The 20436-nt window shown below is 67.1% G+C and carries 22 protein-coding genes; 7 read left to right on the plus strand and 15 right to left on the minus strand.

Annotated features, from left to right (window positions below; genetic code table 11):
• Positions 1 to 64 precede the first annotated feature (64 nt).
• The 9 genes from CGU34_RS08610 to phnD form a co-directional block, all read right to left on the minus strand.
• Entirely contained in the window at positions 65 to 1015 is a 951-nt protein-coding gene (locus tag CGU34_RS08610; protein ID WP_036296135.1) for an integrase core domain-containing protein, read from the minus strand.
• On the minus strand, positions 1012 to 1329 hold the full coding sequence (locus tag CGU34_RS08615; protein WP_081766164.1) for a helix-turn-helix domain-containing protein: 318 nt from the start codon (positions 1327 to 1329) through the stop codon (positions 1012 to 1014). Before CGU34_RS08615 ends, CGU34_RS08610 begins: the two co-directional genes overlap by 4 nt.
• 31 nt (positions 1330 to 1360) lie before the next feature.
• Complete coding sequence (locus tag CGU34_RS08620) at positions 1361 to 2458, minus strand: DUF222 domain-containing protein (RefSeq protein WP_100813859.1); 1098 nt, start codon at positions 2456 to 2458, stop codon at positions 1361 to 1363.
• A gap of 135 nt (positions 2459 to 2593) precedes the next feature.
• Positions 2594 to 2890 carry an antibiotic biosynthesis monooxygenase family protein gene (locus CGU34_RS08625; protein ID WP_100813860.1) on the minus strand — a complete coding sequence of 99 codons (297 nt, stop codon included), beginning with the start codon at positions 2888 to 2890 and terminating at the stop codon, positions 2594 to 2596.
• A gap of 28 nt (positions 2891 to 2918) precedes the next feature.
• Positions 2919 to 3539 (minus strand): TetR/AcrR family transcriptional regulator, encoded by a 621-nt coding sequence (locus tag CGU34_RS08630; RefSeq protein WP_232711606.1) that lies wholly within the window; start codon positions 3537 to 3539, stop codon positions 2919 to 2921.
• Between the two features lie 14 nt (positions 3540 to 3553).
• Positions 3554 to 4324, minus strand: a complete 771-nt coding sequence (locus CGU34_RS08635) for a tyrosine-protein phosphatase (protein WP_100813862.1) — start codon at positions 4322 to 4324, stop codon at positions 3554 to 3556.
• A complete protein-coding gene (gene phnE / locus CGU34_RS08640) occupies positions 4321 to 5172 on the minus strand; it encodes a phosphonate ABC transporter, permease protein PhnE (protein WP_232711607.1) in 852 nt (283 codons plus the stop codon). The genes CGU34_RS08635 and phnE overlap by 4 nt, the downstream gene beginning before the upstream one ends.
• Positions 5153 to 6007, minus strand: a complete 855-nt coding sequence (locus tag CGU34_RS08645) for a phosphonate ABC transporter ATP-binding protein (protein WP_100813863.1) — start codon at positions 6005 to 6007, stop codon at positions 5153 to 5155. Before CGU34_RS08645 ends, phnE begins: the two co-directional genes overlap by 20 nt.
• The gene (gene phnD, locus CGU34_RS08650; RefSeq protein WP_100813864.1) at positions 6004 to 6915 is read right to left on the minus strand and encodes a phosphate/phosphite/phosphonate ABC transporter substrate-binding protein; all 912 of its coding nucleotides are present in this window, start codon (positions 6913 to 6915) and stop codon (positions 6004 to 6006) included. The genes CGU34_RS08645 and phnD overlap by 4 nt, the downstream gene beginning before the upstream one ends.
• 352 nt (positions 6916 to 7267) lie before the next feature.
• On the opposite strand from phnD, the gene CGU34_RS08655 reads away from it, so the two are divergent.
• On the plus strand, positions 7268 to 8065 hold the full coding sequence (locus tag CGU34_RS08655; RefSeq protein ID WP_198517723.1) for an IclR family transcriptional regulator: 798 nt from the start codon (positions 7268 to 7270) through the stop codon (positions 8063 to 8065).
• A 39-nt stretch (positions 8066 to 8104) separates the two neighbouring features.
• Here CGU34_RS08655 and CGU34_RS08660 read toward each other — a convergent pair whose 3' ends face one another.
• Genes CGU34_RS08660 through CGU34_RS08685 form a run of 6 tightly spaced genes read right to left on the minus strand, consistent with a single transcriptional unit; the run spans position 8105 to position 14328 of the window.
• The gene (locus tag CGU34_RS08660) at positions 8105 to 9085 is read right to left on the minus strand and encodes an aldo/keto reductase (protein ID WP_100813866.1); all 981 of its coding nucleotides are present in this window, start codon (positions 9083 to 9085) and stop codon (positions 8105 to 8107) included.
• Positions 9086 to 9137: 52 nt separating this feature from the next.
• Entirely contained in the window at positions 9138 to 10331 is a 1194-nt protein-coding gene (locus CGU34_RS08665; protein WP_100813867.1) for an acyl-CoA dehydrogenase family protein, read from the minus strand.
• Positions 10332 to 10372: 41 nt separating this feature from the next.
• Positions 10373 to 11251 (minus strand): amidohydrolase family protein, encoded by an 879-nt coding sequence (locus CGU34_RS08670; protein WP_100813868.1) that lies wholly within the window; start codon positions 11249 to 11251, stop codon positions 10373 to 10375.
• Positions 11248 to 12876: an AMP-binding protein gene (locus CGU34_RS08675; protein WP_036301272.1), complete on the minus strand. Its 1629-nt coding sequence runs from the start codon at positions 12874 to 12876 to the stop codon at positions 11248 to 11250. The genes CGU34_RS08670 and CGU34_RS08675 overlap by 4 nt, the downstream gene beginning before the upstream one ends.
• 7 nt (positions 12877 to 12883) lie before the next feature.
• Positions 12884 to 13828: an SDR family NAD(P)-dependent oxidoreductase gene (locus CGU34_RS08680; RefSeq protein WP_440344737.1), complete on the minus strand. Its 945-nt coding sequence runs from the start codon at positions 13826 to 13828 to the stop codon at positions 12884 to 12886.
• Positions 13825 to 14328, minus strand: coding sequence for a MaoC family dehydratase (locus CGU34_RS08685; RefSeq protein WP_051514057.1), 504 nt, complete (start codon positions 14326 to 14328; stop codon positions 13825 to 13827). The genes CGU34_RS08680 and CGU34_RS08685 overlap by 4 nt, the downstream gene beginning before the upstream one ends.
• 208 nt (positions 14329 to 14536) lie before the next feature.
• Between CGU34_RS08685 and CGU34_RS08690 the strand changes: the two genes are divergently transcribed.
• The 6 genes from CGU34_RS08690 to CGU34_RS08715 all read left to right on the plus strand — a co-directional run bounded on the left by CGU34_RS08690 (position 14537) and on the right by CGU34_RS08715 (position 20386).
• A complete protein-coding gene (locus CGU34_RS08690) occupies positions 14537 to 15640 on the plus strand; it encodes a hypothetical protein (RefSeq protein WP_051514054.1) in 1104 nt (367 codons plus the stop codon).
• 63 nt (positions 15641 to 15703) lie between these two features.
• Positions 15704 to 16984 (plus strand): aconitase X, encoded by a 1281-nt coding sequence (locus CGU34_RS08695; RefSeq protein ID WP_100813869.1) that lies wholly within the window; start codon positions 15704 to 15706, stop codon positions 16982 to 16984.
• Positions 16981 to 17472 carry an aconitase X swivel domain-containing protein gene (locus CGU34_RS08700; RefSeq protein WP_198517724.1) on the plus strand — a complete coding sequence of 164 codons (492 nt, stop codon included), beginning with the start codon at positions 16981 to 16983 and terminating at the stop codon, positions 17470 to 17472. Before CGU34_RS08695 ends, CGU34_RS08700 begins: the two co-directional genes overlap by 4 nt.
• A 138-nt stretch (positions 17473 to 17610) precedes the next feature.
• On the plus strand, positions 17611 to 18663 hold the full coding sequence (locus CGU34_RS08705) for an ABC transporter substrate-binding protein (protein WP_036301009.1): 1053 nt from the start codon (positions 17611 to 17613) through the stop codon (positions 18661 to 18663).
• Positions 18664 to 18743: 80 nt separating this feature from the next.
• Positions 18744 to 19589 (plus strand): ABC transporter ATP-binding protein, encoded by an 846-nt coding sequence (locus tag CGU34_RS08710; RefSeq protein ID WP_036301006.1) that lies wholly within the window; start codon positions 18744 to 18746, stop codon positions 19587 to 19589.
• Positions 19589 to 20386 carry an ABC transporter permease gene (locus CGU34_RS08715; RefSeq protein WP_036301003.1) on the plus strand — a complete coding sequence of 266 codons (798 nt, stop codon included), beginning with the start codon at positions 19589 to 19591 and terminating at the stop codon, positions 20384 to 20386. The genes CGU34_RS08710 and CGU34_RS08715 overlap by 1 nt, the downstream gene beginning before the upstream one ends.
• The last annotated feature ends 50 nt before the right edge of the window (positions 20387 to 20436 follow it).

Below are 20436 nucleotides of genomic sequence, written 5' to 3' on the forward strand. Positions count from 1 at the left end.
GCGCAGGGGTGGCTGCGTAACGAACGACATACCCCGGTCTGTCGTTCGACGGACATGTCCCGCGTCAAGTAGTTGGCAGGGATTCTTCGATTTCGAAGTTGGGGATGGTCGGGTCGGCCAGGCCCATGTGCACCTCTATCGGCCGGTTCCAAGCGATCGCCTCATGAGGGCGGGTCTCGTTGTACTCGATGCGGTAGTCCTCGGCGCGTTCGACGAGGGTGAGCGCGTCGGGGATGTCGTCGAGGAACAGCCGTTCGTACTTCAGCGTCCCGAAGCCGCGTTCGCGTGATCCGTTCTGCCCCGGTGACTTCACCCTGGTGCGGACGTGTCGCAGTTCGGGGTGGCGCATGATGAACAGCTCGAAGTTCATCGATCGGAATGGACCGCCGTTGTCTGTGACGATCGTGACGACCGGCAGCAGCTCGCCGGTCTCGTCGTCGACCTGACATTGGTCGACGAGGGGGTGGCCGAACAGGGTCACGTAGTCGACGAGGGCGAGTTCGATCGCGGCGATCGCGTCGTGCTGGTTCGCGGTCGGCGAGGTGTGAAACGGGTGCTCGAGCTTCGAGTACCAGTCCCGGCAGCCGGCGATCCTCCAGATCCCACCCTGGGTGGTCTCGAACTCGCTGAAGTCCAACTGCCATACCTGGTTCGGGCCGGTCGGGTTTCGTGCGAACGCGGCCTTGCGGTTCTTCGCGAGTTCTCGACGCTGCTTCTGGTACTCCGATGGCAGGATCAGCCCGTCATCGCGCAGCAGCCGCAGCACGGTCGCCTGGGACACCTTGTGTCCGTCATGGCGGGTCATCGCCCAGATCTTCCGGTGGCCCCACTCCGGCTTCTTCAACGCATGCGCGACCACCAGCGGCCGGGCCGCGTCTCGCGCCGGCTGCGGCCACGGGCCCTTCGGCGGCCGGTCAGTCTTCGCCTTGGCCTGCCAGCGCCGCCAGGTGCGTTCGGGCATGTCGATCAGCTGACAGAACCTCGCGGTCGACATGCCCGCCTCGGTGCGGATCACCTCGAGGTCCTCGAAGGGCCCAGGCGGCCCTCGGCGCTCTTCTTCCAGACCCGGATCTCGACCGCGGCCTCACCCAGCGCCTGGGTGAGCTCGGCGACCTCGTCCTCGAGCTGCTGCTCGCGGGTCGAGGGCTTGGACTTACCCGCCTCGATGCCGGCTCTGCCGCCCTCGAGGAACTGGCGCTTCCAGTTCCCGATGGCCTGCTCCGAGACCTTCTCACGGCGGCCCGCTTCAGCGATCGTGATCTCGCCCTGCAACACGGACAACACGATGCGGAGCTTCTTCTCCACGGGGATCGTCGGTGGACGACTCATGACATTCAGACCTCTCAGCTGGGGCGTTACATCAGCAACTAACTACCCCTGCCAAACATTCTGACGCGCGACAGTATCGGTCAACGGCGAGGACCTGACCGGAGATGGGGTGGGTGAGGATCCGGTCCCACCCGGTTGCCCCCGCGGTGAGCATGCACGCGGTTTCCGGGTCGACGGGGGAGTGCCCGACGAGAAACTCGGACTCATATGGGTCGGTGATCCGCTTCTCGATCAGCGACATGACCGGGACGGTGATCTGCACGGTGGCGCGGATCGCACCCAGGTCGGTGGGACCGCCATCGTGGGCGGTCGGGGCGGCCGTGAGGAGCAGGTCGCCGAAGATGTCAGCACGGATCTGGTCCGTGGTGCGGACGTCCGCGGTGTCGGTGTCTTCGCCATCCGTCTGCGCCTGTGTCTGCGCGTGCGCGTGCGCGTGCGCGTCGGATTCTGCGATGCCATCGGCGTCGCGGCGTGCATCGATCACGGAGCGTGCCATCTCGCTGAGCCGGTCATGCACGCCATGCGCGACCACGGCGGGCAACAGCGCGCGCAGCTCAGCCATCCCGTCGTCGACATCGGTCACCCACACGGCGCGGTCCTCGACCGCCCGGCGGTGGCGCTGCTCGAATGTCGTGTCGGCGTACCACTCCGCCCGCCGCTTCGCCAACGGCGTCAGCCGCGTCGCAGACTCCGCCGCCGCGATCTGCAGCACATCCTGTTCGAACTCGCCGCGCATCTCCGGGGTCTCGATGATCGACCCGGCCGTCACGATCGCCCGCACATGCGCAGCAGAAATGACCCCGGCATCCAACGCTTCCAGCGTCCCGACGTAGTCGTTCACGAGGGTTGCGGCTTCGCCCATCTGACGTTGCACGGTGCGGTCACTGATCCGCAGTGCCGCACCGATCTCGGCCGCGATCGACCGATACGGGAACGCGGCGTCTGACCCGACGCGACCGTTATCGGCTTCCTCGGTCCAGTCCGCAGCGATCATCTGCGCCTCCGCGAGCATGCGAGCTTCTTCCGCATCCAACCGGGCTTTCGCCGCACGGATCTCGATCAGCTTCGGCAGCAACAGGTTCATCCGCGCATCAGCCCGAAGCCGGGCGTTCAGTGCGGATTCGGTCATGACTTCATCATCCGACCAACCACCGACATCGAAGCCCCGAAAAGCACCCGGATCAGGCCTTCAAAGATGAGAAGAACATGAGAAAACGTTCCCCAAGAGGGCGTGCTCAGCTCCGAACTGCGTGAGCGGGCCGGATCAACCCGCGACGACGGATGTGAAGTGCTCGACCACCGGGAACGGGTTGTAGAAGTGATGCAGCAGCGTCTTCCAGGACTCGTATTCGCGAGACATCCGGAACCCGTCGGTGTGTGCCTCGACCGAGTCCCATTCGATCAGCAGCAGATAGAGGTTCGGGGACTCGATCGACCGGGACAGAGACACGGACCGACACCCGGGCTGGTCGGCGACGAGCGGTCGGGCCTTCGCAAACGCGGCCTCGAAGTCAGGTTCGCTGCCGGAACGGACGGGAAGGATGGCGTGCTCGAGAATCACGAGGTTAGCTTTGCACGAGCGAGGGCGCTCAGCGCCTGAGCATCCCTTCCCACGCGATCTCGAATGCTTGCTGGCAGCGCGCGATGACCCCCGGGTCGGTGAACGATTCGCCGCGCACGACGACCTGGTAATAGACGACACCGGCGAGAAGATCGAAGCCGGTCGCGGGATCCAGATCGGGGCGCAGGATGCCCCGCTCGATCGCCTCGCGCAGCGCCGCCTCGAGACTCGCCCGGCGTCGTGTGACATGTGTCTGCCAGTACGCCCGCTGCAGGCTGCGGTCGGCCATCGCGAGCGCGATGCGCTGACGGAAGCGCTGTTCGGTGTAGCACGTGAGCGACTCTCCCTGCTCGAGCGTCAGCGACCCGAGAATCGCGGCCTTGACCGCCGACCCGTCGTCACCAAGAACGATGGGCCGGGGAATCGAGCGCCCCTGGTCGAGTGCCGCCGCGATCAGCTGCGTGAGTGAGGGCCACCGCCGGTACAGTGCCGCCCTGCTGACGCCGGAACCGGCGACGACCCGCCCCACCGTGACCGCATCGCCCGCATCGATGAGCGCGAGCGTGGCATCGAGAATCTGGCGCTCGATGTCTTCATCCCGGGGGCGCCCCGGCCGGCGAGCCGCGCGCTGAGTTGCCGTGGTTGTCACGGTCGAAGTCATCGTCACACCGAAGCCAGGGCCCGCGCTCGCAACCGCGCGATGCTCGCATCTGCGAGACCCGCCTCGCGGACGGGAGCGAGCGGATCGCCGTGACGCTCACGCAGCTCGGTCAGAAGTATCTGCATCGACACGGCCATCCGCTGATCGGTCAGCGCCTCGGTCAGCGCCGCCATCTGCTCGAGATCGAACCCGAGACGCTCGAGCAGCACGCCCATCGTGGGACGCATCCGCTCATTGATGGCGACCATGTTCATACCGGTGCGCGCGTAGTCGGTGACGATGTCGTCGTCGCTCGCGCCGAGACAGAGCAGCAGCATCGCCGCAAGCACACCGGTGCGGTCACGACCCGCGGCGCAGTGGAACGCCGTCGCCCCGGGCGAGAGCGCGATGACCGTGAGCGCCGTTGCGAGCTGAGGCGCCGCCGCCTCGACCATCCGTACGTACATGTGACCCATCGACTCGTGCGAAAAGTCGCGCATGCTCTCGTGGGACATTCCCTCTCCCACATCGGCCATGAGCGGCAGGTGGTGGTAGGCCACGGGCTGGCCGGCGAGCGGGCCGCGACCCGTCAGCGCCACCTCGCCCGTCGAGCGGAGGTCGATCACTGCGGTGACTCCGCTCGCGACGAGCGCGGAAGCATCCGACTCGGTGATCGTCGCGAGGTCGTCGGCACGCACCGCGATGCCGGGGCGCAGCGTTCCCCCCTCGATGGGGATGCCGCCGAGGTCGCGCAGGTTCACGGGGGGACTGAGGGTGATGTCGAACGTGTTCATGTGATTCGCTTTCGGATGAGTGCGCTGCCCTGGTCGATGACCGTGACGAGCACGATAATGCAGATGATGATGGCGCTCAGGTGCCCGTAGTCGTACATGCGCATGGCCGTGGTGAGTTCGAGGCCGATGCCGCCCGCACCGACAAGCCCGAGGATCGTGGCGCCCCGGACATTGCCCTCGAACAGCAGCAGCGTGTACGAAACCAGCAAGGGTGCGGCCTGGGGCAGCACTCCGTACTGGATGACCTGGCGCTTGGACGCTCCGACCGCCTCCATCGCCGTCATGGGGCCACGGTCGACGGACTCCATGGCCTCGGCGAAGACCTTCCCGATCGATCCGATCGACCCGAGCGTCATGGCGAGAATGCCGGCGAAGGGCCCGAGGCCGACGGCCGAGACGAACATGAGCGCGAAGACCAGGTCGGGCACGGCACGGATGATGTTCATGGCCCAGCGCGAGAGGTAATACAGCCAGGTCGGGGCGAGGTTCGACGAAGCACCGAAAGCGACGATCAGCGACAGGATGGCGCCGAGCCCCGTCCCGACGATCGCCATCTGCAGCGTCTCGATGAGCAGGGCCACGATCGTGCCGAAGTCCGAGAAGTCCGGCGGGAACAGCCGACTCGTGAACTCGGCCATGTTGACCGCACCGTCGGCCAGCTTGCTGAAGTTGAACTCAGCGCCCTGGAACGACCAGAGCAGCACGACCAGAGCGATCGGGATGCCGATCAGGAAGCGCGTGCGCGGGATGCGGAACGCCCGTTCGAGGCGGGAACGCTCGGCGGGATCGAGTGCGACGGGGGCGCGACCCGCGGCGCGGGGCGCACGTTCAGGCGCGGTGGTGGACACGGGGTGCCTCCTCGGGAGCATCGTGGTCATGCTGATCGTCTTGCTCGTCGTCGTAGAGAACGGCCAGGCGTTCTGCGTCGAGCTCGGACGTCGGGGCCGACACGATCACGCGCCCATGACGCAGGCCGACGATTCGATCCGAGTAGCGCAGGGCCAGCGGCAGCACGTGCAGGCTGACCAGGACGGGGATGCCGTCGGTCACCGCGATCTCGCGCAGCAGGCCCAGCACCGAGTCAGCGAGCTTCGGATCCAGCGAAGCGACCGGCTCGTCGGCGAGGATGAGCCGCGGCTGCTGCATGAGGGCCCGTGCAATCGCCACGCGCTGCTGCTGCCCGCCGCTCAGCGAACGTGCCGGCGCGGTGGCCTTGTGGGCGATGCCGACACGGTCCAGGTAGTGCATCGCCCGCATCCGCTGTTCGCGTCCGAAGCCTCCGACGAGGTTGGACGGTCCCGCGTTGTACAGCCCACCCGTGAGCACATTGGTGAGTACGCTCATCCGCGGGATCAGGTTGAACTGCTGAAACACCTGACCGACATCCGATCGCAGGTGTCGCATCTCGCGCGGACGAAGGCCCCCGACGTGCCGGCCCGCCACGGTGACCTGCCCCGCGGCGGACGGTGCGAAACCGGTGAGGCTCCGCATGAGCGTCGACTTGCCCGAGCCCGAGGCGCCGAGGAGCGCCACCATCTCGCCGGCGTGCAACGCGAGGTCGACCCCCTCCAGCACGGGGGTGCCGTCGTACGCGACGGTGAGCCCCCGCACGCTCACGAGTGGGGTGGTCGGGATTTCAGCGCCCGTCGCGCGGATCGCGGGGGCAGCGGGTGACAGGGTCAACGCAGGTCCTCGAGGTCGACGCCCGCGACCGCCGCGATCTCGACGAACCCGTCGAAGATGCTCGCGTCCGGCGCGATCATGACTTCTTGGCCGATGAATCCTTCGCCGTACGCACCCAGGGCCTCGGCGTTCTCTTCCGAGAACACGGCCGGAATCGCCTTCTCGAGCAGCGACCGCGTCTCGGCATCGAGCGAGGGTCGGACAAGCACGCTGCCCGACACCGGCATCGAGGCGCTCTCGCCGATACCGCGCCACTCGCCGTCCGCGAACGGAAAGTAGGGCTCGCCGAGATTGGTGAGCATGATCGCCGTGCATGCGGCATCGACCTGACCCTGCTCGAGGGCGACGAAGCTGCCCTCGTGTCCGCCTGAGAACGCGCCTTCGTAGTCGACGCCGTTCTCGAGTCCGGCCTCGTGCAGCATGTGCACGGGCATGAAGTATCCCGAGCTCGACGCCTGGTCGGCGAACGCGACCGTCTTGCCCTCGAGGTCGTCGACGGTCTCGATGGGGGAGTCGGCGAGAACCACGCAGGTCGACACGGGTGTGTCGTCCGCTCCCCAGGCGAGCAGAGCGTCGACCTCGCCCGTGTTGACCGCGAGGGCCGACGGGAAGCCGCTCATGATGCCGATGTCGACGTGATCGGCGCGAATCGCCTCCACCACGCTCAGGTAATCGGGCACGTCGGTCACTTCGACCTCGCGGCCGGTTTCTTCTTCGATCAGCCGCGCGAGAGCGTCGGCGGGGTTCTCGGCCGACGGATCGTCGCCGAGGGGAATCGTGGCGATCGTGATCGGGGCATCGGATGCGCCCGCATCGGTGGTCGCGTCTGCGGCTGCGCTCTGGCAACCGGTCAGAGCGAGCACCGCGACGGCGCCGAGGGCGAGGAAGGGGATGGGGGAGCGAGACATGTGGGGGTCCTTTCCGTGGTGTGAAGACCATTGGTATGGAAACCCGGAGAGATGGCGCGGAATTACGAGACCGCTGGACTCGTAAGGAAACGCCGGGTGAACAGTCGGGACGGGCTCAGTACCTGCGAGCTCGGGTGGGTCGCTTCGACAAGCTCAGCGACCGCAAGCGGGGGCTGGTCGCTTCCCGCGCAAGCGGCGACCGCAGCTCGGCTGCAGTTCGACGAGCCAGAGGGGCTCGGTGACCGAAAATGTCCGGTCGGTCACCGAAAAATCAGACGCACAGCCGACATCATGTGAACGCCCAGCGTACTCAGGGGTGCCAAAGCGTACATCGAGGAGTAGCCTGTCAGGCATGACGATGGCGCCAATGAAGGTCCTCGACCCGGATGCCGGGTCTCGTTCGGTGGTTGATCGCGCACTCTCGATCCTGGCCACATTCCAAGGGACGCGCTCGCGCCAAGCCCTCTCCGACATCAGTCGGAACAGCGGCCTGCCGATCGCGACCTGCTACCGCATCGTGCAGCGCCTGACCGAATGGGGCGCCCTCGAGCGGGACACGGATGGCCGCTACCGTGTGGGGCTGCGCCTCTGGGAGGTCGCATCCCGCGCCCCCCGCTCGGTCGGCCTGCAGCGTTACGCGCGACCGTACCTGCTCGACCTCTACGAAACGACCGGATTCGCGACCCACCTTGCGATCCGCGAGGGAATTGAGCTGGTCTCGATCGAACGCTTCCACAACCCGCGCAAGAACCCGCGCCGCCCCATCATCGGCGACCGGTACCAGATGCACACGAGCGCGATCGGCCAGGTTCTGCTCGCCTACGCGCCGCGGCACGTCCAAGAAGAGGTGCTCGCGGGCGACCTGCCCGCCTTCACCGCGCACACCTACACCGATCGCGACACGCTCGAGCGGGTGCTCGTCGACATCCAACGCAGCGGCTATGCCGTGAGCGACCGGCAGACCGACCTCGAGAACGTCGCCGTCGCCGCACCCGTTCGCGGATTCGACGGTTCGGTCATCGCCGCCGTCTCGCTGTCGTATCCGCCCGAGACGGGCGACGTGCGGGGAATGGTGCACCTCATCCGTCTGACCGCGACGTCGATTTCACGCACCCTCGCGGCCGCGGGTTACGGTGACGCCGCGAGCTGACCCGAGCAACTCACCACGACCGGCGAACCGCGAGCAGCCCTAAACGAACCCCTCGGGCCGCCGCGGTGTGTACGGCGCCTCGATCCGCGCCACCTCGTCCGCCGTGAGTTCGACATCGAGCGCGGCGACCGCGTCCGAGAGGTGGTTCGGCTTCGTCGCCCCGATGATGGGCGCCGAGACGGCCGCCTTCGTGAACTGCCACGCCAAGACGACCTGGGCGCGCGAGATCCCGCGTTCGTCGGCGATCGACCCCACGGCATCCGAAATCGCCCGATCGGACGTCTCGTCTTGGCGATAGAGCTTCGCGCCGGTCTCATCGAGCCCGAGCCGCTCGCTGTCCGCACCGTACGGGCGCGACAGGCGCCCGCGCGCGAGGGGGCTGTAGCTGAGCACCCCGACCCCGGTCGCGGCGCAGAACGGATGCATCTCGCGCTCCTCTTCGCGCATGATCGGGTTGTACTGATCCTGCATCGACACGAAGGGTGTCCAACCGCCCAGCTCCGCGATGTGCTGCATCCGCGCGAACTGCCAGGCCCACATCGAAGATGCCCCGATGTAGCGCACCTTTCCCGCGCGCACCACGTCGTGCAGCGCCAGCATGGTCTCTTCGATCGGTGTGTGGGGGTCGTAGCGGTGGATCTGGTACAGGTCGATGTAGTCGGTGCCGAGCCGCTGCAGCGAGGCATCCACCTGCGTCATGATCGCCCCGCGTGACAGACCCCGATCGTTCGGGCCCGACCCCATCGGCATCGCGAGCTTGGTCGCGATCAACACCTGGTCGCGGGTCGCGAATTCGCGGAGCATCCGTCCTGTGATCTCCTCGCTGGACCCGAGCGAATACACGTTCGCGGTGTCGAAGCTCGTGATTCCGGCCTCGACGGCGGAGCGGAAGAACGGGCGCGACGCGTCTTCGTCGAGCGACCAGCCGTGCCCGCCCCGACCGGGTTCGCCGTAGCTCATGCACCCCAGCACGAGACGCGAGATCGTGAGTCCGCTCTCGCCGAGCTTCGTGTACTTCACAACTGCCTCCTGATGCAGGGACGGGACGGATGCTTCGGCGCGGGCGATCCGCTTAGCGCGTGAACGCCGACAGGCCCGTGATCGAGCGCCCGACGATGAGGGAGTTCATCTCGTGCGTGCCCTCGTACGTGTAGACCGCCTCGGCGTCGGTGAAATACCGGGCCAGGTCGTTGTCGACGCGGATGCCCTCGGCACCCGCGATCTCGCGACCGAGCGCCACGGTCTCACGCACACGGTCGGCGGCCCAGGCCTTCGCCAGCGCGGCGACGGTCTCGGTGAGCTCGCCCCGCATCTTCAGGTCGGTCAGGCGAACGGCGAACGACAGGGTCGCCGTGGCGTTGCCGAGCATGCGGGTGAGCTTCTCTTGAATGAGCTGGAACCCCGCGATGGGACGACCGAACTGCTGTCGACCCAGGGCATACCGGAGCGCGGCCTCGTAGGCGCCGATCTGCATGCCAGCCGCGTTCCAGCCGATCACGTAGCGCAGCTGCGCGAGGATTGCCGAGACATCCCGGAACGAGTCGATGCGCTGCAATCGCTCGGAGTCGGGCACGACCACGTCGTCGAGCGTGATGTCGCCGTTTCGCACCATGCGGAGCGCGATCTTGCCGCGGATGTCGGTCACGCCGACGCCCGGAGCGTTACGCGGCACGAGGAACGCCTTCGCCGCGCCATCCGCCGCATCCTTCGCGATCACGAGGATGACGTCCGAGAGTGCGGCGTTGCCGATCCACCGCTTGTGGCCGGTGATGCGCCACGAATCGCCCTCGCGGGTCGCGATGGTCTGCATCCCGGCCGCGACGTCCGAGCCGTGGTCGGGTTCGGTCAGCGCGAAGCATCCGGTCAGCTCGAACGAGGGGATGCGCGGATCGAGCCGCGCGACCTGTTCGGGGCTGCCGCCCTCGCGCACCACGGTGCGGAACATGCCGACCTGTCCGCCGTAGATGGTCGCGATGGATGCATCGAAGCGCTGGAACTCGAAGTGCTTGAACCCGACGTAGTACGGGTTCGGCGCACCGTTCTCGTCGAGCAGCTCGGGGTCGTCCTCGAGGTTTAGGGCCGCGAGTTCGGTGCGCAGGTGCGCGGGGGATTCGGCCGCCTCCCACCAGTCGGCCAGGTGCGGGCGGGCGCGCGCCTCGAGCAGATCGCGCAGGGCCTGCAGCTTCGCGAGTTCACCCTCCGACAGCAGGTCGGCCGCATAGCCGAGCAGGTCGGTCGGGGCCGCGCCCCGAGCCGGTGCATCCATCAGCTATCGCCCATCAGATATCACCCATCAGTTATCGCCCATCAACCCAGACCGAGGAGCCGAACGGCATTGTCTTTCACGATCGCCTGTCGTGCCGCATCCGGAAGCTCGAGCGCATCGAAGTCTTTCAGCCAGCGGTCGGGTGTGAGCGCTGGAAGATCCGAACCGAACAGCGTCTTCGCGTTGAGGTACGTGCGGGCGGCACGCACCAGCGAGGGCGCGAAGTACTTCGCCGACCAGCCGGACAACTCGATCCAGACGTTGCCCTTGTGCGTGGCCACGGAGAGCTGCTCGTCTTGCCAGGGCACACTCGGGTGGGCCATGACGACCTGCAGATCGGGATGACGAGCGGCGACGTCGTCGAGCAGCATCGGGTTGGACAGACCGAGCCGGAACCCGAACCCGCCGGGCAACTGGGCGCCGGCGCCGGTCTGGCCGGTGTGCACGACGATCGGCAGGCCCAGCTCTTCAATCGCGCCGAACAGCGGTGTGTAGGCGGGGTCGGACGGATCGAACGCCTGCACGGTGGGGTGGAACTTGAACCCGCGCACGCCGATCGACGCTTGCCGGCGTGCCTCGTCGACCGCGGCCTCGCCCTGGAGCGGATCGACGCTGCCGAAGGGGATGAGCACGTCGGCGTTGCGAGCAGCGCCCTCGACGATCTCGTCGACGCTGTTGGGCGCGTGATCGAGATTCGTGGTCGCGTCGACCGTGAACACGACCGCGCCCATCTGCCGCTCGCGATAGTAGGCCGCGGTGGCGTCGACATCCCGAGGCTTCTCATTGCTCTTGAAGTACTTCGCGAGGGCCTCGGTGAGCGCCGGCGGCGACGCCGTGCGTCCGGTCGAATCGATCGAGACGTGCACGTGCATGTCGATCGCGGTCAGCGGCGCGGGGTCGAATCCGGGGATCTTGCTCATACGTTTGCCTCCTGCAGTTCGCGCAGCGCGTCCTCTTTCACGCGAGCAAGCTCCACCTTGCCCGTGATCGAGCGGCCGAGCGTCTCGCGCACGAAGAGGTGCCGCGGTTTCTTGAATCCGGCCAGTCGCGATGCGACGAACTCGAGCAGTTCGGAGCTGTCGATCTCGGCGCCCTCGGCTGGTGCGACCATCGCGCTGACGGCCTCACCGAATCGCGGATGCGGCAGGCCGAATACGATCGCATCGCCGACACTCGGATGCTCGAGCAGCACCTCTTCGACCTCGGTCGGGAACACCTTCTCACCGCCGGTGTTCACCACGGCCGAGAGGCGCCCGAGCAGGTCGATCGTGCCGTCGCCGTTCGAGCGCGCCCAGTCACCGGGCACGACGTAGCGGTGCCCGCGGATCTGCAGGAACGTCTTGGCGGTCTTCTCGGGATCGCCGTAGTAGCCCTTGGGCAGTACACCGCGATAGCCGAGGATGCCGAGGGCACCGGCCTCGAGCGAGATCTCGTTGTAGTCCTCGTCGAGCAGCACGGCACCGGGCGTCAGCACGAGCCGCGCGGGCAGGTCATCGACGCTCTTCGTGATGCCGAACGCGTACGGTCCGCCCTCGCTGGACGCGAGCAGATCGATGATCTCGAGGTCGCCGAGCGAGTGCAGCCGCCGCTTCACCTCGTCGCTGAACCGCATGCCCGATGAGAAGATCCACTTCACGTGGGGGAGTCCATCGTGCTGTTCGGCCTTCTCGGCGAGGGGAAGCGCGAGGGCGTCGCCCGCGACGATGAGCCGCGTCGCCCCGTTCTCGGACATGAGGCGATAGGCCTCTTCGAGGTCCATGCTCGGGTGCGCGTGCAACACGACCGTGCCGCCGAGCGACAGGGTGCCCATCGTCATCGACTGCGCCGTGCCGTGCAGCATCGGACTCATCGGGAGCGTGACGACCTTCGGTGTCGCCGGGTCGATCGCGATCTCGATGGCACGGGCAAGCGTCTCGGGCGGCTCGATTCCGGTCACGGCCCAGGTGGACTGCCGGCGTGCCTCGAGCAGGGTGTCGAGGTCCCATTCGACGGCCTTCGGGGCGCCGGTCGTGCCGCCGGTGTAAAGACGCAGCACCGCACCCGCGGGCGCCTCGGCCGGCATGGATCCGCCCGCCGCGACGATGTCGTCGTAACGCACGGCACCCGGAACCGAGGTGACGTCGAAGCGAACGTCCGGATCGGTGTCTGTGTCGTCGACGATCACGATCGGGATGTCGAGCCCCGCGGCGGCCTCGGCGGCGATGGCGCCGAACGACGCGGGGGCGAAGAGCACCTTCGAGTCCGAATCCACCAGCAGCGCCCGCACCTCGCTGGCGTTGTAGCGGTAGTTCAGGGCTACCGGCGCGACACCGGTGGCGAGGCACGCCCAGGTGAAGGTGAGGTACTCGGGCCGATTGTAGAGCAGCGTCGCCGCGGCATCCCCGGTCTGCAGACCGCACTCGTCGATGAGGTAGCGCGCGATGCCGCCGGACTCGTCAGCGAACTGCCCCCAGGTCATGTCACCGTCGCGCGTGATGATCGCCGTGCGCTCCGGTACCTCGCGCGCAATGCCCTGCCAGAGGTCGGAGTAGTGGATACGGATCATCGCCGGATCACCCCTCCGTGCGTGAGGGTGGACCGGATGTCTGCGCCTGAGCGGCGAACCGCGCCTGCCAGCTGGCGTCGATGCCCGCGGCGCTCCAGCCGCCGTCCGCATAGTCGACGTCCAGCACGGCGGGGTGCGAGTAGAGGGTGAGGCGGTCGCCGCCGATGCCGATCGCCTGACCGGTGACCGACTGCGACTTCTCGGAGGCGAGCCAGACGATGAGCGGGGCGACGTCCTCGGGACTGCCGAGCCCCTTGTCACGGCGGATCTCGCGCGGGATGGGTTCGCCGGCAAGATATCGCTCGTACAGCTCCGTGTAGGCCGGGATCGTGCCCGTCATCGGCGACATCGCGATCGGGATGACGGCGTTCGCGGTGATGTCGGCGCGAGCGAGTTCGAGCGACCAGGTGCGTGCCATCGCGACGAGCCCGGCCTTGACCGCGGCGTAGTTGGTCTGACCGAACGAACCGAACTGCCCGGCGGGCGAGCCGATCACGATGATTCGTCCGCCCTCGCCCTGCTCGCGCATCCGGATCGCGGCGGCGCGCCCCGTCGTGAACGTGCCGCGCAGGTGAGTCGCCACAACGGCGTCGAAGTCGTCGTCCGACATCTTCCACAGCACACGGTCACGCAGGACGCCCGCGTTCGCGACGAGGATGTCGAGCCGGCCGAACGCGTTCACGGCATCATCGACCAGCTGCTGGGCCGTCTCGGCCGAACCGACCGGTGCGACCGATGCGATGGCCCGGCCGCCGCGACCCTCGATCTCGGTCACGGCGTCGGCGGCGGATTCCGCATCGACGTCGTTGACGACGACGGCGGCACCCGCATCGGCCAGGGCGATCGCGTAGGCGCGGCCGAGGCTACGGCCCGCCCCCGTGACGATGGCGACCCGCCCGTCGAGACGGATGTCTTCGGACTGTGTGCCGGTGGCGTCCGTGCCGGCGCTCACTTGTAGTGCCTCAGGACGAGCTCGGCCGCGACGGCCGGTTTAGTCGCGCCCTCGACCTCGAAGACGAGCGCCAGGGTCACCTGCCATCCGCCGGGGATCTCTTCCACCTTCGCGACGGTCCCACGTACGCGGATGCTCGCGCCCGAGGGCACAGCATTCGGGAACCGGATCTTGTTGAAGCCGTAGACGATGCCCGTCGACGTGCCCGACACCTTGTAGATCTCGCGGAGGTGGGGAACGACCATGCTGAGCGTCAGCATCCCGTGCGCGATGCGCCCGCCGAACGGCGACTTGGCGGCGGCCTCGGCGTCGACGTGAATCGGGTTGTCGTCTCCCGAGAGTTGCGCGTACAGGTCGATGTCTTCTTGCGGGATCGCGCGCCAGGTCGACGGGCCGAACGCGCGGCCCTCGATGGAGCCGACCTCGTCGATCGTCGTGAACACGTGCAGCTGCTCCGAATCAGCGGGAGTGCTGGCGGGCGCGGGGGAATTCTCGGTCATACGGGCTTCCTTGCCTGATCTGCTCGGCCTGATCGGGTACACCTGATCGGTACCTTCGCCATCCTGCCGTGTGACAGACACCCTGAGACGCAGCTTTTCGAACAGTGAAACCGCGGCCGCGACCCCCGACGGCCCTATGCGACATTGCTTCCGGCCCCCGGCGCGGTGGGCCAGCGCTTAGATCAGCGGATACAGAGGAGTTTCACGCATGTCTGTCACGGTGTCCAGCACGCCCGAAGTCGATTCCCACGAGATCATCGACGCCGTCGAGTACTACTTCCAGAACGAGTGGACGGACGGCCTTCCCGTTGTTCCCGTCACCGAGTCCTACCTCGCGGAGTTCCTCGCGACGGTCGACCGGGATCCTTCCGAGGTTCTCTTCACCGTCACGCACCTGAACCGCAGCATCACGGTGCGCCTCGCCGCCCTCAACGCCGCGCTCGCGGGCTGCAAGCCCGAGTACCTGCCCACCGTGATCGCCGCGTGGGAATCGGTGGCGAAAGAGCCGCACCCCGCCCGCGGCATCTGGCAGTCGACCACGGGCACGGCGCCCTTCCTGCTCGTCAACGGCCCGGCGCGAACCGAGCTCGAGATCAACAGCCGCGGAAACATCTTCGGTGGCGGGTTCCGCGCCAACGCCACGATCGGCCGCGCCATCCGCCTCGGGCTGATCAACGTCTTCGGTCTCAACCCGCACGGGCTCGATCAGGCCACGCAGGGCAACCCCTCGAAGGTCACGGCCGTCATCGCCGAGAACGAGGAGCAGAGCCCGTGGCCCTCGTTCGCCGTCGAGAACGGATTCACCGAGGGCGACAGTGTCGCAACAATGTTCGTCATCCGCTCCGTCGTGCACATCGAGGCGCGTCACACGATGATTCCCGAGCAGCTGGCCCTCGACTTCGTCGACACGATCTGCCGGACCGGCGCGCTCATCCACGAGTACACCTCGACGCTGCTCGTGCTCGTGCCCGAGCACGCCGAGCTGTTCGCGAACGCGGGGTGGAGCAAGGAAGACCTCCGCACCTTCATCTACGAAAACGCGGTGCGCGATCGCGCCGACCTGGTGAAGGTCGGCAAAGAGGCCCTATCGAACAAGACGCGGTGGCGCCTGCCCGCCGATCACCCGGACTCGACGCCCGACACGGCGAGCAAGGGTGACACACCCGACCGGGTGCGGTTGCTCAGCCATCCGACCAACGTCCAGATCGTCGTCGCGGGAGCGGACAACGCCGGCGTTTCGGCCGTCGTCGAGATCTTCACGCTCAACCCGCCGCGCGCCATCCCGTTTTCGTCGACCAAGATCGACGTATAGCGCGGAGCCCGCCGAGCGGGCCACATGCACGACGATGCCCGTAAGCGGGCGCGAGGAGGAGCGATGCAGCTCACCGATGAAGAGCTCGGAATGCGCGACGGTGCCGAAGGCGCCGCAGTCGCAGCCGCGATGGATCTGCTGATCCGGTACGGCGAGGCGCTCGGGGCGGAGCGCCTCGTCGACACCCGCAATGTCGCCGGCACGATGACGCAGCCGTCACCCGCGAAGGCACAGCTGGTGCGCGAGGGCGGCTGGGCCAAGGCCTACGCCGTCATCAACCTCGATTGCGACGACGACATCGAGATCCCGCGCATGAAGGTGCCGACCTGCCAGCTGCAGCACGGCTTCTCCGACGATGCCGAGGGACTCACGGCCTATTCGCCGCAGTCGATCGAACTGCAGACGGATGCCGAGAACTACTACTCCGAGCGCGGCGTCAACATCCTGGCGACCTGCACGCCATACCAGGTGGGTAATCTGCCGGTGCGTGGCGAGCACGTCGCGTGGATGGAGTCATCCGCCGTCGTCTACGCCAACTCGGTACTCGGTGCCCGCACCAACTGCGAGGGGGGTGCTTCGACGGGCGCCGCCGGGCTCACCGGCAAAATCCCGTACTGGGGCAACCACATCACCGAGAACCGGTACGCGACGCACCTGCTGCAGGCCGACGCGCGCATCGATACGTTCCAGGAGTGGGGCATGTTCGGCTATTTCGTGGGCGAGCACGTGCAAGAAGCGCGTCCGGCGATTGTCGGATCGTTCGCGCAACCCGACCTCGCCGACCTCAAGCACTTCGGTGCGGCGACCGCGACGTCCGGCGGTGTCGAGATCTTCCATATTCCGGGCATCACTCCCGAGGCGCCGACGCTCGAGGCCGCCTTCGGCGGGGGAGCGATCCCCGAGCCGATCCGCTACGGCGAGGCCGAACGTCGCTGGGTGTACGACACCCTCAACGCGCAGGGTGAGAGCGACGAGGTCGACTTCATCCTGCTCGGCTGCCCGCACGCGTCGCTCGACCAGGTCGCCCTCGTCGCCCACCTGCTCGAGGGCAAGCGCCTGAAGGAGGGGACGGAGCTCTGGGTCATGACACCGCGAGCCCTCCGCACCATGGCCGACCGCAACGGGTACACCCGCGCGATCACCCGGGCCGGCGGCAAAGTGCTGACCGATTCGTGCCCTGCCATGTCGCGCGCAGCCCCTCCCGGCACGAAGGTATTCGCGACGGACTCGGCCAAACAGGCGCACTATCTCCCCGCCATCCTCGGCATCGAGGCCTGGTTCGGAACGCTCGAAGAGTGCGTGGACGCTGCCATCACCGGACGCTGGCGCGGGGCGCTCGCGTGAGCGCCGTCACGGACGACTACCGCGAGCCGATCACAGAATTCCGCGGACGGGGCATCGTGCCCGGCGTGACCGAGGCCGAGGCTCTCGTGACACACGACCCGATCTCGGGCTTCGGAGGGATCGACGTCGCGACCGGCACGGTCATCGAACCCCGCCACGAGCTGTTCGGTGTGTGCTTCACGGGCAAGGTGCTCGTCTTTCCCGGCGCCAAGGGTTCTTCGGGCTGGTCGGGGTTCTTCCAGTCGACGCGGCTCATGGGCACGGCACCCGCGGCGATGGTGTTCAACATCGTCACGACCAAGGCCGTTCTCGGGGCGATCGTCACCCGCATCCCGACCGTCGTCGAAGCCTCGCCCAACCCGCTCGACGTCATCCGCACGGGGGATCTGCTCCGCGTCGACGGCGACACAGGGGTCGTCACCGTGCTGCGTCGCGGTGCTGCCCCTGCAGGTTCCCCGCGAGTTCGCCCGGCTGATTCCATCCAGTAAAAACTCGCGTTTGCATCCCGAGTTATGCTCGGCACACTCGATGGACCGGCCGCACAGTTGCGGGCGGGTCATCCGACACAGGAGTCGAAAATGTCCACAGCAGTGCAGAAAAAGAGCCCCTGGTCCTTCCGTCGACGCATGCGAATCACGACCACGGCGCTCGTCGCCGTAGCCGGTCTCGCCCTCGCGGGATGCACGGGAACAGCCGCGCCGTCGGCGAGTGAGGGCGAGGCTGCCCCCGCCGAACTCAATGACATCGTCGTGGTGTCGTTCCTTCCCCTCCAGTCCTTCACCTTCACTCCCGAGATGTACGCATACTCGTCGGGGATCTTCGAGGAGTACGGCCTCGACGTCCAGCTTCAGCCCGTGCAGGGAACATCGGCCGCCATCCAGACGCTGCTCGGTGGCGCGACCCCGATCACCCGCGTCAGCACGGTCGACGTCATGCCCGGCATGGAGTCCGGCCAGCCCATCGTCGGCGTCGGCACGATGGCCTACCGCAGCAACCTGCGCGTCATCTCGACCGAAGAGAACCCGATCGAATCGGCAGCCGACATGGAGGGCAAGGTCATCGGACTCGGCTCGGTCGGCGGAACGAGCGAGAAGATGCTCAACTTCGCCCTCGACGAGGCCGGGGTGGATCGCGACTCGGTCACGCGTCAGGCCGTTCCCGTCACGTCCGCGACCTACGAGCTCGTCAAGCAGGGTCAGCTCGACGGCTACGTCGTCAGCCTCGACACCTCCATCGGCATCACCGAGCAGAACGAGGATGCCGTATCGAGCCCCGCAGGTCTCGTCGATGCCCCCGAGCGTCAGGTCTGGATCACGACCCAGTCGAACCTCGAGAACCCGGAGCGCGTCGAAGAGATCGAGCTGTTCCTGGCCGCCATCAAGGAAGCGACGCAGGAGATCATCGACGACAGCGAGAACGACTTCGCCAACGTCCTCGCCACGCTCCGCGACAGCGGTGACTGGGACTTCGCGGCTCTGACCGACGACGCGATCGCGGTCGAGGCCTTGAAGACCTACACGACCGAGACGTGGATCGACTCGACCGGCACCGTCGGTCTGCTCGAGAACGACGAGGACTTCTGGACCACGATCTACGACTCCTACGTCGCGGGCGGCTTGCTCGAGGGCGGCGCCGACCCGTCGGCGTGGATCACAAGCGACCTGCTGCCGGCCAACTAAACCTCGCAGCCATCCGGTGGTGGTCTCGCGGACTCCGCGAGGCCACCACCTTCCCCTGAAACGAGAGCGATGATGCCCCTATGAGCACCCCGATCCCGACTCCGTCCCCGGCCGGAAGCGCACCCGCATCCGGTACGACCGACACCGTCCCACGACTGAAGATCCAGGGCGTCGGACGTGACTTCATCACACGGTCCGGCACGACGCACGCTGTCTCGGGCGTCGACCTGACCATCGAGCGCGGTGAGTTCATCGCCCTGATCGGCCGATCCGGTTGCGGCAAGACGACGCTCCTGCGCATGATCGGCGGGCTGCTGTCGCCCACCGCGGGCACGATCGAGGTCGACGGCAACAATCTGTGGCGCGGCACGACCGTCGATGAGTCGGCGATCACCAAGCTCGGCTTCGTCTTCCAAGAGAGCAACCTCTTCCCCTGGCTGTCGGTGCTCGACAACATCGCCCTGCCGATGAAGCTGCGCGGGGCGAGCAAGCAAGCCCGCCGCGCCCGTGCCACCGAGCTCGCGGCCCTCGTGGGCCTCGGCGGGTTCGAGAAGTCCTACCCGCGTGAGCTGTCGGGCGGTATGCGCCAGCGTGCAGCCATCGCGCGTGCACTCTCGACCGAGCCTGACCTGCTGCTGATGGACGAGCCGTTCGGCGCCCTCGATGCTCTGACGCGCGAGCGCATGAACCTCGAGTTGCAGCGCATCGTGCTCGAGACGACATCGACCGTCGTCTTCGTCACCCACGACATCCCCGAGGCGGTGTTCCTGGCCGACCGCGTCGTGCACATGACGCCGCGACCGGGTCGCGTGCGTCAGATCCTGCCGGTCGCCGAGCCGAAACCCCGCACGATCGACACCACGACGACCGCCGAATTCAACGAGATCGTGCGGAAGCTCCGTCACGACATCGACGAGGAGAACTGATGAACCGCCAGAAGGTCATGCGGATCCTGCCCTGGGTCGTGACGCCGGTTCTGGTCGTCGTGATCATCGTCATCTGGCAGCTGGTCGTGACGATCGGGCAAGTCAACCCGTTCCTGTTCCCACCGCCCGCCGCGGTCGGCGAGAAATTCATCGGACTGTTCACAACCCCGGGAATCTGGGGTCACACCCTGACCACGCTGTCCGAGATCCTCATCGGGTTCGCGATCGCCGTCGTGACCGGTGTCGTCGTCGGCGTGCTGCTCGGAAAGCTGCCCTGGCTTGAGGCGAGTGTGCGTCCGCTCATCGTCATCACGCAGGTCGCCCCGAAGGTCGCCTTCATCCCGCTGTTCGTCATCTGGTTCGGATTCGGCATCACGTCGAAGATCTGGCTGTCGGCCCTCTTGGCCTTCTTCCCGATCATGCTCAACATGCTCCTCGGTGTCCGCTCGGTCGAGCAGGGGCAGCGCGAGGTCATGAAGAGCTTGAACGCATCGCGCACGCAGACCCTGCTCCAGCTCGAGATGCGAAGCGTCCAGCCCTATCTGTTCGCGGGTATGGAGGTCGGTATCGTCCTGGCCACGACCGGTGCGATCGTCGGTGAGTACATCGCCGGCAGCCAGGGACTCGGATTCCTCGTCGTCTCGAGCATGAACCAGCTGGATGCCGCGCTCACCTTCGCGCTCATACTCTGGCTCTCGCTGCTCGGGCTCGCGCTGTATCTGATCGTGAACGAGCTGAAGCGCTTCTTCATCCCGTGGCACGAGTCGGTGTACGGACTGCGCAACACCACCGCGTAAAGCGCCGCGCACGGCGCCTTACCGAATAGGCCGACGGATGACCTCCGTCG

Origin of the sequence: Microbacterium lacus (assembly GCF_002812805.1) — a bacterium.
GTDB classification, from domain to species: Bacteria; Actinomycetota; Actinomycetes; order Actinomycetales; family Microbacteriaceae; genus Microbacterium; species Microbacterium lacus_A.